The 15,101-nt window shown below is 48.7% G+C and carries 15 protein-coding genes; 2 read left to right on the top strand and 13 right to left on the bottom strand.

From position 1 onward, the window contains the following. Nucleotides 1-342: 342 nt before the first annotated feature. Entirely contained in the window at nt 343-1,221 is an 879-nt protein-coding gene (locus ACFQ3W_RS25795) for a nucleotidyltransferase-like protein (RefSeq protein WP_379322113.1), read from the bottom strand. Between the two features lie 148 nt (nt 1,222-1,369). On the opposite strand from ACFQ3W_RS25795, the gene ACFQ3W_RS25790 reads away from it, so the two are divergent. Beyond that, nucleotides 1,370-1,750, top strand: a complete 381-nt coding sequence (locus ACFQ3W_RS25790) for a DUF2614 family zinc ribbon-containing protein (protein WP_379322112.1) — start codon at nt 1,370-1,372, stop codon at nt 1,748-1,750. 92 nt (nt 1,751-1,842) lie between these two features. On the opposite strand, the gene ACFQ3W_RS25785 is transcribed toward ACFQ3W_RS25790, so the two are convergent. The 11 genes from ACFQ3W_RS25785 to ACFQ3W_RS25735 all read right to left on the bottom strand — a co-directional run bounded on the left by ACFQ3W_RS25785 (nt 1,843) and on the right by ACFQ3W_RS25735 (nt 13,198). Continuing rightward, on the bottom strand, nt 1,843-3,555 hold the full coding sequence (locus ACFQ3W_RS25785) for a glycosyl hydrolase family 18 protein (protein WP_379322114.1): 1,713 nt from the start codon (nt 3,553-3,555) through the stop codon (nt 1,843-1,845). 154 nt (nt 3,556-3,709) lie between these two features. After that, a complete protein-coding gene (perR, locus tag ACFQ3W_RS25780; RefSeq protein ID WP_379322111.1) occupies nt 3,710-4,138 on the bottom strand; it encodes a peroxide-responsive transcriptional repressor PerR in 429 nt (142 codons plus the stop codon). A 146-nt stretch (nt 4,139-4,284) separates the two neighbouring features. Next, nucleotides 4,285-6,111: a DUF4097 family beta strand repeat-containing protein gene (locus ACFQ3W_RS25775; protein WP_379322110.1), complete on the bottom strand. Its 1,827-nt coding sequence runs from the start codon at nt 6,109-6,111 to the stop codon at nt 4,285-4,287. Between the two features lie 231 nt (nt 6,112-6,342). Next, entirely contained in the window at nt 6,343-6,807 is a 465-nt protein-coding gene (locus ACFQ3W_RS25770; RefSeq protein ID WP_379322109.1) for a GNAT family N-acetyltransferase, read from the bottom strand. 72 nt (nt 6,808-6,879) lie between these two features. After that, a complete protein-coding gene (gene gatB, locus ACFQ3W_RS25765; protein ID WP_379322108.1) occupies nt 6,880-8,319 on the bottom strand; it encodes an Asp-tRNA(Asn)/Glu-tRNA(Gln) amidotransferase subunit GatB in 1,440 nt (479 codons plus the stop codon). A 41-nt stretch (nt 8,320-8,360) separates the two neighbouring features. Then, the gene (gene gatA, locus ACFQ3W_RS25760) at nt 8,361-9,815 is read right to left on the bottom strand and encodes an Asp-tRNA(Asn)/Glu-tRNA(Gln) amidotransferase subunit GatA (protein WP_379322107.1); all 1,455 of its coding nucleotides are present in this window, start codon (nt 9,813-9,815) and stop codon (nt 8,361-8,363) included. Between the two features lie 48 nt (nt 9,816-9,863). Next, nucleotides 9,864-10,151 (bottom strand): Asp-tRNA(Asn)/Glu-tRNA(Gln) amidotransferase subunit GatC, encoded by a 288-nt coding sequence (gene gatC, locus ACFQ3W_RS25755; protein ID WP_379322106.1) that lies wholly within the window; start codon nt 10,149-10,151, stop codon nt 9,864-9,866. A 213-nt stretch (nt 10,152-10,364) separates the two neighbouring features. After that, on the bottom strand, nt 10,365-10,748 hold the full coding sequence (locus tag ACFQ3W_RS25750) for an ATPase (RefSeq protein WP_379322105.1): 384 nt from the start codon (nt 10,746-10,748) through the stop codon (nt 10,365-10,367). 613 nt (nt 10,749-11,361) lie between these two features. Next, a complete protein-coding gene (locus ACFQ3W_RS25745) occupies nt 11,362-11,988 on the bottom strand; it encodes an MBL fold metallo-hydrolase (RefSeq protein WP_379322104.1) in 627 nt (208 codons plus the stop codon). A 7-nt stretch (nt 11,989-11,995) separates the two neighbouring features. Continuing rightward, complete coding sequence (locus ACFQ3W_RS25740; protein ID WP_379322103.1) at nt 11,996-12,562, bottom strand: thioredoxin family protein; 567 nt, start codon at nt 12,560-12,562, stop codon at nt 11,996-11,998. Further along, on the bottom strand, nt 12,563-13,198 hold the full coding sequence (locus ACFQ3W_RS25735; protein ID WP_379322102.1) for a DedA family protein: 636 nt from the start codon (nt 13,196-13,198) through the stop codon (nt 12,563-12,565). 180 nt (nt 13,199-13,378) lie between these two features. Here ACFQ3W_RS25735 and ACFQ3W_RS25730 point away from each other — a divergent pair, with 180 nt between their 5' ends. Continuing rightward, nucleotides 13,379-13,690, top strand: a complete 312-nt coding sequence (locus ACFQ3W_RS25730) for a dehydrogenase (protein WP_379322101.1) — start codon at nt 13,379-13,381, stop codon at nt 13,688-13,690. Between the two features lie 46 nt (nt 13,691-13,736). Here ACFQ3W_RS25730 and ACFQ3W_RS25725 read toward each other — a convergent pair. Then, nucleotides 13,737-15,101: O-antigen ligase family protein (locus ACFQ3W_RS25725; RefSeq protein ID WP_379322100.1), on the bottom strand; the 1,365-nt coding region annotated here is incomplete at its 5' end.

Here is a 15,101-nt window from a genome sequence, read left to right as displayed (position 1 = left end):
AGGATCAAACTCTCCAATAAAGTTTTGATGCTTTATTTTAGAGCGATTAGCTCATTTCGTACTGACGAGAAATTAATTCTCTTTTAATACTCACTCGTTGTTCAGTTTTCAAAGATCAACTTCGTTTTCGCCGCCGCATTTTCGTTTCAGCAGCGACCTTTATAATATATCACGTTACCCTCTAATAAGTCAAGAAGTTTTTTTCAAGGTAATCAATGCTTCTATCAATCATTACCTTTGTAACCTTACTGCCTTCTTAGGGGCGAGATATAATTTAACACAGAATTAACACAGGAGTCAACCCTATTTTGTAGAGAAATATATGGAACTTGGATTTTGTGATCAAACTCGATATCGTATCTCACGTCCTTCGCCACTTCCATCCCGCTGACTCTTAATAGACTCTTTAGCCAACGAACGATACACCAGTTTTCTAAGGACGAGAGGGAGCTCATCCTTTACAAGAGCCAGCTCTGGCAATTTCATAAGCTCTTGAACGCTCCAGGGTTCCTTCCTGCTTCCCAGAATACGAAGCAATAAAGAGCAGCAATCTGCCATTTTGCTTGTCAGTGAAAACTCGCAGGCTAGAAGGACGAGCTGGATGCGCTGTTCTAACGTCTCCTTACTATCCGTCAGCTCATCAAACAATTTATATACGACGGAGTTTAAGTGGCGAACCTGCTCCCAGACACTACTCTCTGGAAGAATTCCCTGATCAATCAATTCCAGGCGGGCATAATGCTTTAACGCCTGAAGCACGCTGTAGTAAGCATCTAACAAGTCGTGCTCAGATGTGTATCGTTTTGCCTCGACGTATACTTTCAAGAACTTGGCAAACTCCTTGAACTTGCGCCGTTCTTTCAGACTATCACCGAAAGCATTAATGTATGATCGGAACGCTTTCAGCTTCCCATCAACATCCCATATCACATCACCATGCAAAAAATACTGCACCAGCTCCCGGTTATCTCCGGCCGTTACCCACTTTTCAATAGCATGGCTGTCTACATGCAACAGCTGATAGTGAATATCACCACTCATACAATGCTCTATCTGTAGCTCTGAATTTTCTAAACCATGATGCACCACCAGAATCAGAAATTCAAAGTCATGCAGCAGCGAGTCGTGATAACTTCCACTGTCATGGCGATATCCGATTGCTCCGATCGCTTGGCGACCAGCCTTTTCTTCATCCATTATCGAAAAAATGGTTCGTTCCACGGATAGCCTCCTACCTTGGCGTATTCCTGCCGATTCGTTATAATATAGTTCTACGCTGAATTTAAGTTTCCTTCTTGTTTTTTGTAGGCGTAAGGAAAAAGTCGATTTCTTAAAAGAATCATTTTAGAAGAATCGAGGTTTACCGTACATGTTCTTTAAGTCGAGCAAAATCAATGAGTTCCGCTTATGGGGTTTGCTGCTAACTATGTTAGGTATGGGATTAATGGTGCTGGGTACCGCAGGCATCGTTTTCTTCGGGCAATCCGGAAAAATCGTAGCTGGCATTGGGCTTGTCATTGGACTCATTGCGATGCTGGGCAGTTTGGCCATCTATTTCTGGGCCGGAATGCTGTCAACCTCCGCCGTGCAGTTGGAATGTCCCGAATGCCATAAGCTCACCAAAATGCTTGGCAAAACAGACCGCTGTATGTTCTGTAAAACGATTCTCACCTTAGATCCTGCGCAAGCCGACATAACTGCTGATCAGCTGGAGCAGCAACAAATAAGCGGAATGTCCGGAAATCATTAAACTAACCTCATAGAAATGACAACACAAAAAGGCGGTGTGCCCCTTAGGGGTGCCCGCCTTTTCAGCTCTAAAAAACTCTACGTACCCGATGCCTATTCCGAAATTGTCCTAAGTACGCCCCATGCTTCATCCGATGCAAAGCTTCGATTCCAAGCAGCAACCCCAGCAAGACCAAATGATTTGGCAAGCTCTACCCGTCTATTCAATGAATCTTCGTCCTCCAGCCAGATCCGGTGCAATCCCTCTTTGTCACTGTACTCTACATAGTTTTGTCCCGTTTCTTCGGACAATCGTGGCTTCAATTTCTTATTGGCGATAATTTCCTGAGCCTTCTTCATTCCGATCGCTTTGGAGCTGACGTCAGTCTTCCCATCCTTTTCGATTTCCGTCCAAATACGGGTATACAAAGGTAAACCTAATACCAGCTTATTTGCAGGCACCCCATCCTCCTCCAAAATGCGGGTTACCGATGCGCGAACCCATGGTAAGGATGCTACTGACCCCGATTCGGGACTAGCTGCCCAGTGTTCGTCATAAGCCATCAACATCATGTAATCGACAACCTCGCCGAGAGCACGACGGTCCAGAAACGCCGACCACATTTCACTGTTCGATTTAGGAGTTACGTCGATCGAAACAATCAGCCCCTGCTCCTCAGCTAACGGACGCAGTTCACGCATAAATTGCGTCAGATTGTCGCCGTCTTTCGTATGAACATTTTCATAATCGATATTGATGCCGTCCAAATCATACAATTTCGCATAATGCAGCATTTGCAGGATGGTTGTCAGACGGTTTTCAAAGCTCGCTAGCGCCTTTGTTGTCAAATCCGGTTCAAAGCTATTGCTGAATAATCCCCACACCTGCATACCACGGCTATGTGCCCATTGAACATAGGTGGAATCCGCTTTACTTCTAACATTGCCATCGCCATCAATGAGAGAGAACCAGGTTGGACTAACTACGTTAATCCCCGGCAAGTCTCCGATGGCTGATGGGTTTGGTGCCACCTTGTAGACAGCCTCCCAGGTCATGTTAATCGTCTTCGACTCCCACTTCTTTTTAGCTGTGGACAGCTCTTGCTTCAGTTTAGGAACGATTTTTTTCTTACCTAAATTAATATACTTTTTATCTACATACCCAACATATCCATTACTCATTTGGACATAATACCAATTGTCAGCGGTTTGGAGCACGCGAACAGTAGTCCCCTGCTTCAGATCCGCTAAAATAGGCTTATGTATGCTCCCTCCGGTTCGCAGAGGAACAGTCGCACTATTTTTGCGAGAATTTGTTTGGATATTGGCGCCTAAAACCCCTTCCCCGGCTTTATAAAGCAAAACAGCACCCGTATCAGCATTCTCATGTATCTCTATACCGTAAAGCTCCTTAAGGAGATTTGCCGGCAAATAAAGCGTCCCCTTTTTCTCTTCAGGGGCAAATAATAGATGGATCGGTTTGTTATTAATCTTGGCGATTTTTTCATCCGTCTTTAAAAACACAAGCTTTCTAGGTGTCGTTAAAATGACGGATTGCGTCTTTTTCTCATAACGAATGGTCGGGTCAATAACGGATTGTATGACAGGAAGCGGCAGCTTCAAACTGTCCCCTTTTCCTATCGCGGTCCCTTCCATCAGTTTTCCCGCCGCAAATATCGGCTTATCTATTTCCCCAAGCCACTCCGGATTGACATGATTTCGGTTTGGAAGTAAAACGGTAGAAGCCCAATACACTCCAATAATAATTAAAATAAGTGCCAGCAAGCCCTTTGATCCACGCTTACCGCGCTTGTTCCTGCCATGCATGGTTCTTCTGCTCTTCAATGGCCATACCTCCGTCAGTTGATTCGACCCACTCGGCCCACTATGGTTTTGTAAAAATAAAAACGTGAAGAACTCCCGAAGGAATCCCGCACGTTATTAATTTTACCCACAGGTAAAATGCGCCCGATTCAAACTATTAATGTTCCATTCGGCATTCGTTACAGACTCCATATAATTCGAGCCGATGTCCACTGATTTGAAAGCCCGTCATTTCTGCAGCTTTTTGTTCCACATCTTCCAGTGAAGGGTACATGAAATCTTTAATTTTGCCGCATCGCTCACAGATAATGTGATAATGGTTCGAGACGTCGGCATCAAATCTGCTCGAATTATCACCGTAGGTGAGTTCCCTGACCATTCCGGCTTCAATTAGCATCTTAAGGTTGTTATATACCGTAGCCACACTCATATTCGGAAAGCGGGGCTCCAAGGACCGGTAAATCTCGTCCGCGGTCGGATGGCTCATCGATTCCATAAGAAAGGTAAGAATAGCGTGACGTTGCGGCGTAATGCGGACACCGTTATTCTTCAATTGGTCCAGGGCGTGTTGTACGCGTGTTGTCATTATGTCCACCGCCTTTAATAAGCTCATTCCAAAGAAATAGTAATACTAAAAAACAGCTTGCAAGTTTATTGTACTTTTAGGGTAAATCTTTTGTCAACGCAGTATAACCAAGCCTTCGTCAGGAGCTGCGATTATAAGGCATGAGTTCAGCTTTTATTCACAATTAAGTTGCTGTTCCCCTCAACCTTCACCTGATATTCGCCACGGCCAATTGTTCCTTTAATTTCCTTATCCTCGATGACAAACGGCAAATTGGTAAAAATGTCTCCGTAACTGCTGGAACCCTCCAAGGTATAGTTACCTGCGTCCGGAAGATCCACTTGCATTTCTCCTACCGCACTATAAACATCCCAGTTGCCGCCGATCTCCTTAGAGGAGACATGGACCTTGCCGTTTAAGGATTCCGCCTGAATCTCGGCCGAGGCACCGTCTACACGGATGTTTCCATTTTTCGTATTCACCTGGATCTCAGCTTGCGCATCCGTTAAGGAAATATCCCCAACCAGTGTGGATAAGGCAGCTTTGCCCGTGACCCCTCTGCCCTTCATGTTTCCTCCCTGGGTGTCAATTTCTGCATCCCCGAAAATCCGGTACAGCTCCACATCTCCATTCAGCGTTTTACCCGAGACGTTGCCGATGACGTCCCATAGCCGCAAGTCCCCATTTCCTGTCTGCAGCTTGACCTGCTTCATCGCCTGAACGCTCGTTAAAGCAATGCCCCCGTTTGATGTCGTGATATCGAGGTCCAGGAAGCGGTTTTCCGGTAAAATTACGGTAAGATTAACGCGAGGGTGGCGCCGTCCGGATTTTCCATAGGCCTTGTCTTTGACGGACAGCTCCAATGACTTTCCTTCATTCACCTCAACAGATGTATCAGCCGCGATTTCCCGTGCCTCTTCGGAAGGTAGTTGATCAATCCAGATGATCGGCTTGACGATGATTTCCGTAGTCTCGGCCTTCCGGACTTCAATATTCCCGTTCAAGCCGCTAATTATGACCCGATTGGTGTCCAAATCAATCGGTATGTCCATGGACGGTTTTTCAACTCGGTACCCTTCTTCGTTGCTATACTCCGCACCCGCCGCCGTCAAATCCAGACTGACCCTGTTCCATAAATGCATGTAATGGTCCTGCTGTGTTACGGCAAAGACGGAAAAGGCCATGAACATAGAAAATAGCAACCCCCGCACGTCCACCCGAAGGCGGCGCTCCGGCTTTGACGCATTTCGGCGATTCAACATCAAAACAGCGATATGTTCTAGGCCCCAAAGTACAAATACAAGCGGCCACCAGGTTAACATTAGCAGCATGCGATCCTTGCCGGAAATTTCATCGATGACAAGCAGTACGCTTACAGCTATAAGCAGTGAGGCTGCCGTAAAACGTCCTGTACGTAAAAAGCGGCGCTTGCTCTCTCTCCAAAGCTCAAAGCTAGCGACGGCAATGAGTGCAGCAGCTACGAGATAGGCCGATGAGCTTTGAATCAACTCCTGCAGCCAAAACGGCTTCCTCTGAAGCAAAACTAGCAGAAGCCCTCCGCCGATCAGCAGAGCGCTAGCTCGAATTCCTTGATGCATGCCGGCACTAAGCCCGGTAGACTCAGTTCCACTCAAATGGACAACGTCATCGTCATTTTCTTTTTTGATCCGCGAGTTGAACGCATCGGTTGATTGAAGGACATCATATATGCTGTAAAAATACGCAACAGGAATTAGAACCCCCAGTAGGATCAGCAGCGGAACGTTAATCGCCATTCGTACGGAAGAAAAATAAATCAAAGCGGATGCATCGATCAGGACAAAGTAAATGAACATGATTCCCTTTAAAATCATTCCGAGGTACAAATGACCTAAACCCGGAAACAATGCGGAAAGCAGACAGGCGATAAACTTGCGCTTTCGCCGTCTTGGTCTATACCCTTTGGGCTGCTCTCTAGTTATACGATGCTTAAGGAAATCTATCTTAGGCGTCATCTCCCCACCCCTTTCCTCATTTTGACTGACCTGTCTGCGTGGAGATAACCTAGTCTTCATCATAACCGAAAACAATTCTAGCTGTAACGTGGAATGAACTGGACTAAACTTAAGTACAATTGCCTGGTTAGTTGTTAAGCTCTACATTACACCGGATACGATTGAAAGAAAACCAAAAAAGTCGAGCGAAGGGATATCCCCCTACTCGACTGACTGGTTCAAGTCGTTTTACTAATGATCTTGTTCAAGACGAAACAAGGTCAACTCTATTCCCGCGGCGGACGGGAGGGTCTTGATCGGTACAAAGCCATAACCACGATAAAGGGAAACAGCAGGGGGATTGAGTGTACTTGCTATAACATTGAATGTTCGCGTTCCCTCATAGTTTTGCAGGACATACCGAAGTAAAGATCCTCCGATTCCTTGTCGCAAATGATCCGAATGAACCATTAAACGGGTGATATCTAGTGTTCCAGGGATCTCCGATACAACTGCGATCGCTCCGAGAAGTTCCCTCTCCTCCGAAAGACTGCCGAAAAATTCATCTCGGCTTCTACGGATCGAATCAAAGGTATCCGGCAGTGGCGGGCAATCCTTTAATCCAACGGTCTCTGCCTCAAGCCGATATGCGGTGTGCTGCAGGCTCCAAAGCTGTTCTACGATATCAGGGTCCTGCAGCGATAGCTTAACGATCATATTTATAGCTTCCTCCCCAAGGTCAATCCCTCCAGGCTATACGAAGCTTACTCAGGGATTCACTATATAGTGCTATCCCTTAAGCACTTCTACCAGCAGCTTGTTGACCAGCCCTGGGTTCGCTTTACCTTTACTTTGCTTCATCACTTGGCCGACCAGGAAGCCGATCGCCTTCTCCTTACCTGCCTTGTAATCTTCGACAGAAGCCGGATTGTTCGCAACCACTTCGTTTACGATTGCCAAAATCGCCCCTTCATCGCTGATTTGCACAAGCCCCTGTTCCTCAACGATCTGCTGTGGCAGCTTACCGCTTTGCAGCATTTCCTTAAACACAGTCTTAGCAATTTTGGAGCTGATTGTGCCTTTATCGAGCAAACCAATCATTTCTCCGAGGCCCTGACCGGTCAGCTTCACATCGGAAAGTTCCAAGCCATTACTGTTCAAATAGCCCAGCAATTCGCCCATAATCCAGTTGGATACGGACTTCGCGTCCTTGGTGTATTGCAGGCTGCTCTCGAACAGATCAGCAAGTCCTTTAGATGATGTAATCACACCAGCGTCGTAATCGGGCAGACCGTACTCCGACGTATAACGGGCTTTGCGCGCATCCGGCAGCTCTGGAATCGATTGTCGGATTCGTTCCTTCCAGGCCTCATCGATATGGAGAGTCACTAGGTCTGGATCCGGGAAGTAGCGGTAATCGTGCGCCTCTTCTTTGCCACGCATTGAGAACGTTTTGCCTTGCGACTCATCCCAACGCCGCGTCTCCTGCACCACTTTTCCGCCCTCGTCCAAAATTTCCGCCTGACGGTACTGTTCATACTCAAGTCCGCGCACAACACCGCGGAACGAGTTCATGTTTTTGAGCTCGGCCCGGGTACCAAACTCCTTCTGTCCATATGGACGCAAACTGATATTGGCGTCACAACGCATAGATCCTTCTTCCATCTTCACATCGGAAACGTCACAATACTGCATGATGGCACGCAGCTTCTCAAGATAAGCCTTCGCTTCTTCCGGTGAGGAAATGTCCGGCTCTGATACAATTTCTACCAGTGGGGTGCCAACGCGGTTGAAGTCCACGAGCGAAGCAAATCCACCGTCGACATGTGTCAGCTTACCTGCGTCTTCCTCCAAATGGAGCCGAGTAATACCGATCCGCTTGGTTTCTCCATTTACTTCAATATCGATATATCCGTTTAAACCGATAGGCTGATCATATTGAGAAATCTGATAAGCCTTGGGTAGATCCGGATAGAAATAGTTTTTTCGGTCAAATTTGCTCACATCGCCGATTTCGCAGTTCAGCGCCATCGCTGCTTTCATGGCATAATCGACGGCCTGGCGATTCAGCACAGGCAGTACGCCGGGATGCCCAAGGCAAACCGGACAGGTGTGCGTGTTAGGCGGAGCGCCAAACTCCGTGGAGCAGCCGCAGAAAATTTTCGTTTTCGTATGAAGCTCCACGTGCACCTCCAGCCCGATCACCGTTTCATATTTGGATGTTGACATGGCCTAACCTCCTGCAAACTTTAAGTTGTGACTGGTGTAACTTACAACGTTGGACGCTGCTTATGGTGATCCGTATGCACCTCATAGGCATGGGCGACGCGGAGTATCGTGCTCTCATCGAACGGTTTGCCGATTATTTGCAGACCAACCGGCAGGCCGTCCGCAAAACCGCAAGGAACGCTAAGCGCAGGAACACCCGCCAAGCTTACAGGAATCGTCAAAATATCGTTCAAGTACATCGTCAAAGGATCGTCGATTTGCGAGCCGAGCGGGAATGCTGTCGTAGGTGCTGTTGGCCCGAGAATGACGTCGAATTTCTCAAAGGTTTGATCAAAATCTTGCTTGATCAAGGTTCTTACCTTTTGCGCTTTCAAATAATAGGCATCGTAATACCCCGAGCTAAGCGCATAAGTACCGAGCATGATCCGACGCTTCACCTCAGGGCCGAATCCTTGACTGCGTGAATCATAATACAGATCGAGCAAGTTGCCCGGGTTGTCCGCACGAACCCCATAACGCACCCCGTCAAACCGCGACAGGTTGGAGGATGCTTCAGAGGAAGCCAGTAAGTAGTAGGCGGCAACCGCATATTCCGTATGCGGCAGGGAAACCTCTTCCCAAACGGCGCCAAGGCCTTCAAGCACGCGCAGCACTTCAAGAACAGCCGCTTTAACCTGCGGTTCGATCCCCTCCAAATATTCCTTCGGAACGGCGATTTTCAGTCCGGCAACTTCCCCGGTGAGCGCGCTCAAATAATCCGGCACCTCGACGTCAGCGGAAGTAGAATCCTTCGGATCGTGTCCTGCAATGGCCTGCAGCACGTAAGCGGAATCTTCCACATTTTTTGTAATCGGACCAATTTGGTCGAGAGAAGAAGCAAAAGCTACGAGTCCATACCGGGAAATACGGCCATACGTCGGCTTAAGCCCGACGACACCGCAATAAGAAGCCGGTTGGCGAATGGAGCCCCCCGTGTCGGAACCAAGCGTAAAGTAAGCTTCACCCGCAGCTACCGCCGCGGCCGAACCACCGCTGGAGCCCCCAGGGACACGACTTAAATCCCACGGATTGCGAACGGGATGAAAGCTGGAGTTCTCGTTGGAGCCACCCATGGCGAATTCATCCATGTTCAGTTTGCCAAGCATTACCGTTTCCGATTGCTTCAGCTTCGTCACTACTGTTGCATCGTATATCGGATCATAATTCGATAGGAACTGACTGGCACAGGTGGTGCGTAATCCTTCCGTCACCATGTTGTCTTTAATACCTACAGGCAGCCCAAACAATAATCCCTGAGACTCGTTCGTCAAGAGCTTGTCATCAAGGCGAGCCGCCTCGGCCATAGCCCCTTCTTCATTCAATGTGAGGTACGCGCCGATTCGGCCGTCATATTCTCTAATTTTGACGAAAGCTTCCTTAACCAAATCACTTACAGATAATTCTCTGTTGTGGAGTCGGTTATGTATCTCCTGCAACCGCAAATCAAAAAGCGTCAAACCCGCTTCCTCCTTCTAAGTTCACATATTTACAGTTAACGCTCTGGTTTATTCCAATACGGCTGGCACTTTAAACTGCCCTTCTTCTTCATCCGGGGCATTGCGGAATACCTTGTCCAGCGGCAGACTCTCCTCGACAACATCGTCACGCATTACATTGCTGAGATGAAGCACATGTGTTGTCGGAGCAATATGTTCCGTGTCCAGCTCATTTAATTTTTCAGCATATTGTAAAATCGCGTTCAGTTGTTCTGTGAACATTTCACGCTCTTCATCCGTTAGGTGCAGACGGGCCAATTTAGCCACATGCTCGACATCCTTCGTCTGAATGCTCATTGTGGGTGTCCTCCTTTAATACTAGCCTGTAAACCTGATCTGTCCATTCTATCATGTCCATACAGTTGTTTAAAATTATATTGTAGATTACTCCCCAATTCAATCCGTTAACGCGAAACATGGAAAAAGGGGTTGTGAAAAGAAGAACGGGTTCGTGCCCTTTCAGACCGTATCCGTTCCAAATTAAAAGAGAGCCGGCGGCGCCGACTCTCTTTATATCCATGCCCGCAGATTCACCTGTTTGATGAATTCAGCCTGAGACATAACTTCCTTTGTTGGTTCCTCTTGCTCGTCCGCACCATCGCTTTCACCGTTCATGATTTGCATAAAAAGCTTTTCGTTGTGCGTAGCTAGCGCATAATCGATCAGAGCCTCTTGCGCCCTGCGCTCGGCTTCCTGCTCCAAGAGCCGTTCTTCGGATTCTACATCGCTCGAAGGAACGAAATAATTACGTCCCGTCTTCGGAGACCGGACGACATAATCAAAGGCATTATCCGGATTACGGTCGTAAGCAATTACGTAGCCATATTCCCCAACAGGAAGATTCTGCTCAAAGGCATCGCCGACGATTACAACTCTCTCTCCCAAATGCAGCATCGTCTACCTCCCTGAATTGTATAAATGTGCTTGGAATCGTTCGAACAATCCAATCCGCACAATTTTCAAGCTCTACTTTATATAATCCTACGAGATTGGTCAAGAAAATTCAACCGATTCTAAAGATTTTAGACATTTATCCCGGTTCCGTAAACAATTAAACTATTTATGGCCGCCGAATTCGCTGTAGCTTATCGTACCACGGCTGCCCAATAGCTCCCGAGTGGAATGTCATATGTCGCCATTCAAGCTTTTGAATCTTCTGTACGCTACAATTTAAGCAATCAAAATCTATATATGTATTTCGATAGAGCTCCTTTAATAGCCCAAGTTCCTGTCCGCTATCCGTAAAATATGACAAATGGTTCTTCAAAAGCTTCATCCCTTTCTTGTCTTTTCGATCTGGCTTCTGCATCCTGACCACACCCAGTTCGCAAAAAAGACAAAAAAAGAACGCAAACCGGGATCAATCCACAGCTTGCGTGCTTCGCAAAGGTTACAATGATTTAATAATTACATCCTATCAAAGGAACGCACCTTTGTCCACTATTTTTGTGCTTTTTCGTCTATTTTTGTAGATATGCGCACTTGTTCGTTCATCCATCACCGATACTTAAGATATGTATGGATTATTAGCGCGTTCAAAGCCAATCGTCGTTTTAGGCCCATGTCCCGGGTAGACTTTAATTTCATCAGGCAAGGTGAACAGCTTCCCATGGATCGAGTTATAGAGTTCTGCCTCACGACCTCCAGGTAGATCGGTTCTACCTACACTGAGTCGGAACAGCACATCTCCCGAAAACAAATCATTCCCGCACAAAAAGCTAACACTACCCGGCGAATGTCCTGGAGTATGGTATACGGTAAATTCATGGCCAATCAAAGAAAGCTTCTGTCCATCGGCAAGGTCAAATTCAGCCGGATCGGTTGCAATCGGCGCAGAAACCTCAGGCCACATGAGAGAACCGTTCAGCTTTGGCGTCGTCAGCCAGTCACTTTCCAAGGAATGGACATAAACGGGACAACCTTTGAGCTTGCGGATTTCGTCAACACCACCAATATGATCAAAATGGGCATGTGTCAACAAAATAGCCTCAATCTCCAAATTTTCGATCCGCCGCAGCAATGGTCCGGGTTTCATGCCAGGGTCGATAATGATTGCCTTGCTCTCGTCTTCACCACGCAGAATATAGGCATTCGTTTGCAAAGGTCCTAGAGGTAACATATCTATCTTAAGCATCGTTTAATCACAACTCGGAAATTAACGCACGCAGTTCAGCTACAACCGTAGCGTTAACTCCAGCTCCTTCCTCGTATTTCTCTGCCATCATCTTGCGGACGACACTGATTTTCTCCTCATAATCCGAAGCTTCACGGTCCGGGTTGTCTTGTTTGAATTGAATCATCAATTGTTGAACATGCATGGGGCGAGGCCCCCAATGCCCTTGAACCACACCCTGGTTATTTACAAAAATAACAATTGGAACTGCTCTACCGCCCATTGTCAGATAATGATCCATGACATCCTGGTGTTCCTCTACAATAAGCACTTCCGTTTGAAGCCCCGAGGCTTCGAGGGCACGAAATATGACCGGAACACTCCGAACCACATCTCCGCACCAATCCGCGGCGAGGATGAGTACTCTTAGATCGGCCCGACTTTGGAGTCCTTCAAAAAACTGCCGATCTTCCGCCGTGATCCAGGCAAAACTGTCATACCCCTTTTGAAATGCCTCTTGATTGCGCTGCATTCCCGCTATAAACTGCCCCGGAGTAATTCCCTTGCCGAATTTATGCGCCAAATTAACCGTCATTTACGCCTCCCCTTTCTTCTTACCTCCGAACATCTTAATCAGAATGTAGATGATCAACAATGCTAACGCACCGATCAGAATCGGCGTCACGTATGGTCCCGCCTTCTCATCGATATGCTGCCAATTTTCGCCCAAAAGCATTCCCAAATATATGAATAGGACAGACCAGGGAATGATCGCGAGCGTGGTTAAAAGAGTGAACTTACCGAGCGGCATCTTCGCCATGCCCGCAGGAATGGAAATCGCATGCCGGGCAACCGGAATAAACCGGGCGGTAAAAATCACGCCGGGACCGTACTTCAAAAACCAGGCTTCGGACACATCGATGTGCTTTTTCTTAATGAAAATGTACTTTCCGTACTTCTCCAAAACCGGTCTTCCACCGTATCGGCCGAGCCAATAAATGAAAAGCTGGGCAATCACCCCGCCGATGACGCCAAAAAGTACAGCGACGATAAAGCTGAGCAGCTTGCTGTCCAAAAAATTAATATCGCCGGAATGAACCAAATATCCTCCATAGGCGAGCACGATTTCACTCGGAATAATTTCAATCATCAAGCCGAGCATAATGCCGATGTACCCCAATTGCTGCACCCATTCTAACAATGTGCTAACTAAATTCGATATCCAATCCACTGGTTCGTCCTCTTTCCTGTAAACTTTTTCCTAATTATTATCGCGTCAATCTATCATAGGAGCGTTTAGGGCTCTATGATTAAATCCTATTCTATCATAGCCGGGGTCATGCATTCTAGTTGAGCAAGGGTGACTTCCCCCCCAGCGAATGCATATGTTGTGATGAAAGGAGGCGGCGATATGGCAAATTTTCCGACAAAACATCAGTCATCCCTCCCTACCCCGCGCAAAATTCGCCGTGGCTGCAGCAAGGAGCTGTACAGGACTGTGAAAAGGCTCGGTCTGTATATCCCCAATGAGCTGCTTCAACAGGGCGAGTCGCTGTATTACAAAAAGGTCATCGGGAATCTGCTTTGGATCGGCGAAAACCGGAGCAATCGAAAGGTGCTCGCCGACTGGTGGGACCAAGAGGTAAGCGCCGAGCTCGCTGAGCTTTGGCAGGTTGACCGAGAGAAGCTGTCTTCCGCTTTTAGGGCAGCATTTGGCGGGTAGTGGATAGGTTTCCGAACGTTTAAGAGGAATACATTGGAGTAAATTGCTAACGTGACGAGCCTGTGCGAGCCGCTGATTGCGGATGAGCGTCAGCCGTAGCTGTGACTGATTTTCTGATTTGCTTCAGCTTATCACCTAAAGCTTCGGCCTCCACAGTCATGTGAAATTGTCGATCATTGCGCCCGTCCGTTAAGGCCACCTGCATGACCAACTGTTCATAGCGGCTGAATGCAGCCTCGCCTGTGGCGACCGCCACTTGGGCTTCACGGAGGCGACCTTGGCTTTGCAGGTGCTGTGCCAGCAATACGATGCTTCGCAGGACCGCGGTTTGCTGAGCCCGGTCGAAGCGGTCCAGCTCCAGCGCCCGCTGCAAAGCCGGGATAGCGGCTGGGTCTTCCAGTTGGGCCAAGGCATCGCCAAGGGCCAACCAGAGGCCAGGGTGGGCCGGGTCGTAGACGAGGCCCACCCGCAGCTGCGGCGCGGCGTCGGCGGGAGCCGACAGCGCCGCCAAGGCGAGGCGAGCCGAAGGACGGTACGGGCTGTAGGCGAGCGAGCGTTCAAGCCAGGCGGTGGCTTGAACGGTGGGTGTTGGCAAGGCGGTGTCCGATATGGAAGCTGCGGACACCGCCTTGCGGTAATATTTGAGGCTTTCGGCTTGGCGAAAGCCGACGGCGCCGGCTGCAAGCAGCAGGGCGGCGACACAGGCCAGAACGAGGCGCGGCGTGCGGGTGAGCGCCTGGGAATGCGCTGGCGTATGCGGTGTATGACCGCTGGTCGACAGTGCGTCTCGCTCCGTGTTAAGTAGCAGTTTGCCGAGCACTTCAGCCGCATCGGCTGGTTCTGTAGGTTCTACGATTCCGGTGAATTCCGCTTGTTTGACGATTGTTGGGGCGACGATATCTGCTGATTCGGTAGGTTCAGCGATATTGGCAGTTTCAGCTTCAATGTTTCTTAAGCCTCCTGCGCCCGCCGCAGCTACGGCCAGCCACAGAAGCAGCAACCATACGAGGCCATAGCTCATATCAAAATCGACCGCACTATGCAGCAGCAGAACGATCGTCGGGGGAAGCATGGCGCTGCGCAGCCGGTACATCCGTATAACGATGTACCCGAGCCAAAGAATCAGTACAGCGAGGCCAATCAGCCCGAGATCAAGGGCGATATCCAAATAGCCGCTGTGAACCTCGCTACCGACGTAAGGCCCATGCTGGATGCGGTGAAACGCATGCCGCCAGGTGTCGCCGCCGCGGCCCAGCCAAGGCGCGTCGCGGAGCAAAGCTGCGCCGTCGCGGTAGAGCGCGGCGCGCGCATATCCGGTTCCCGGGCGGAGCCACCGCCCGAGGGAACCGGCGCACGCGAGCAGCGTCGCAGGCAGCAACGCTGCGGCGGCAAGCACCGCCGCGCCGCGCAG

Origin of the sequence: Paenibacillus puldeungensis, from assembly GCF_042678945.1 — a bacterium.
Classification (GTDB): Bacteria; Bacillota; Bacilli; order Paenibacillales; family Paenibacillaceae; genus Fontibacillus; species Fontibacillus puldeungensis.
Note: the sequence above shows the minus strand (reverse complement) of the source record. Positions and strands in the feature narration are given on the sequence as shown.

Bases quoted from the DNA above. Each gene is read 5' to 3' on its own strand.
- gatB (WP_379322108.1), bottom strand. From the start codon at position 8,319: ATGTCAACATCCAAATATGAAACGGTGATCGGGCTGGAGGTGCACGTG.
- ACFQ3W_RS25785 (WP_379322114.1), bottom strand. From the start codon at position 3,555: ATGCATGGCAGGAACAAGCGCGGTAAGCGTGGATCAAAGGGCTTGCTG.
- ACFQ3W_RS25750 (WP_379322105.1), bottom strand. From the start codon at position 10,748: ATGCTGCATTTGGGAGAGAGAGTTGTAATCGTCGGCGATGCCTTTGAG.
- ACFQ3W_RS25730 (WP_379322101.1), top strand. From the start codon at position 13,379: ATGGCAAATTTTCCGACAAAACATCAGTCATCCCTCCCTACCCCGCGC.
- ACFQ3W_RS25790 (WP_379322112.1), top strand. From the start codon at position 1,370: ATGTTCTTTAAGTCGAGCAAAATCAATGAGTTCCGCTTATGGGGTTTG.
- ACFQ3W_RS25770 (WP_379322109.1), bottom strand. From the start codon at position 6,807: ATGATCGTTAAGCTATCGCTGCAGGACCCTGATATCGTAGAACAGCTT.
- ACFQ3W_RS25745 (WP_379322104.1), bottom strand. From the start codon at position 11,988: ATGCTTAAGATAGATATGTTACCTCTAGGACCTTTGCAAACGAATGCC.
- perR (WP_379322111.1), bottom strand. From the start codon at position 4,138: ATGACAACACGCGTACAACACGCCCTGGACCAATTGAAGAATAACGGT.
- gatC (WP_379322106.1), bottom strand. From the start codon at position 10,151: ATGAGCATTCAGACGAAGGATGTCGAGCATGTGGCTAAATTGGCCCGT.
- ACFQ3W_RS25775 (WP_379322110.1), bottom strand. From the start codon at position 6,111: ATGACGCCTAAGATAGATTTCCTTAAGCATCGTATAACTAGAGAGCAG.
- ACFQ3W_RS25740 (WP_379322103.1), bottom strand. From the start codon at position 12,562: ATGACGGTTAATTTGGCGCATAAATTCGGCAAGGGAATTACTCCGGGG.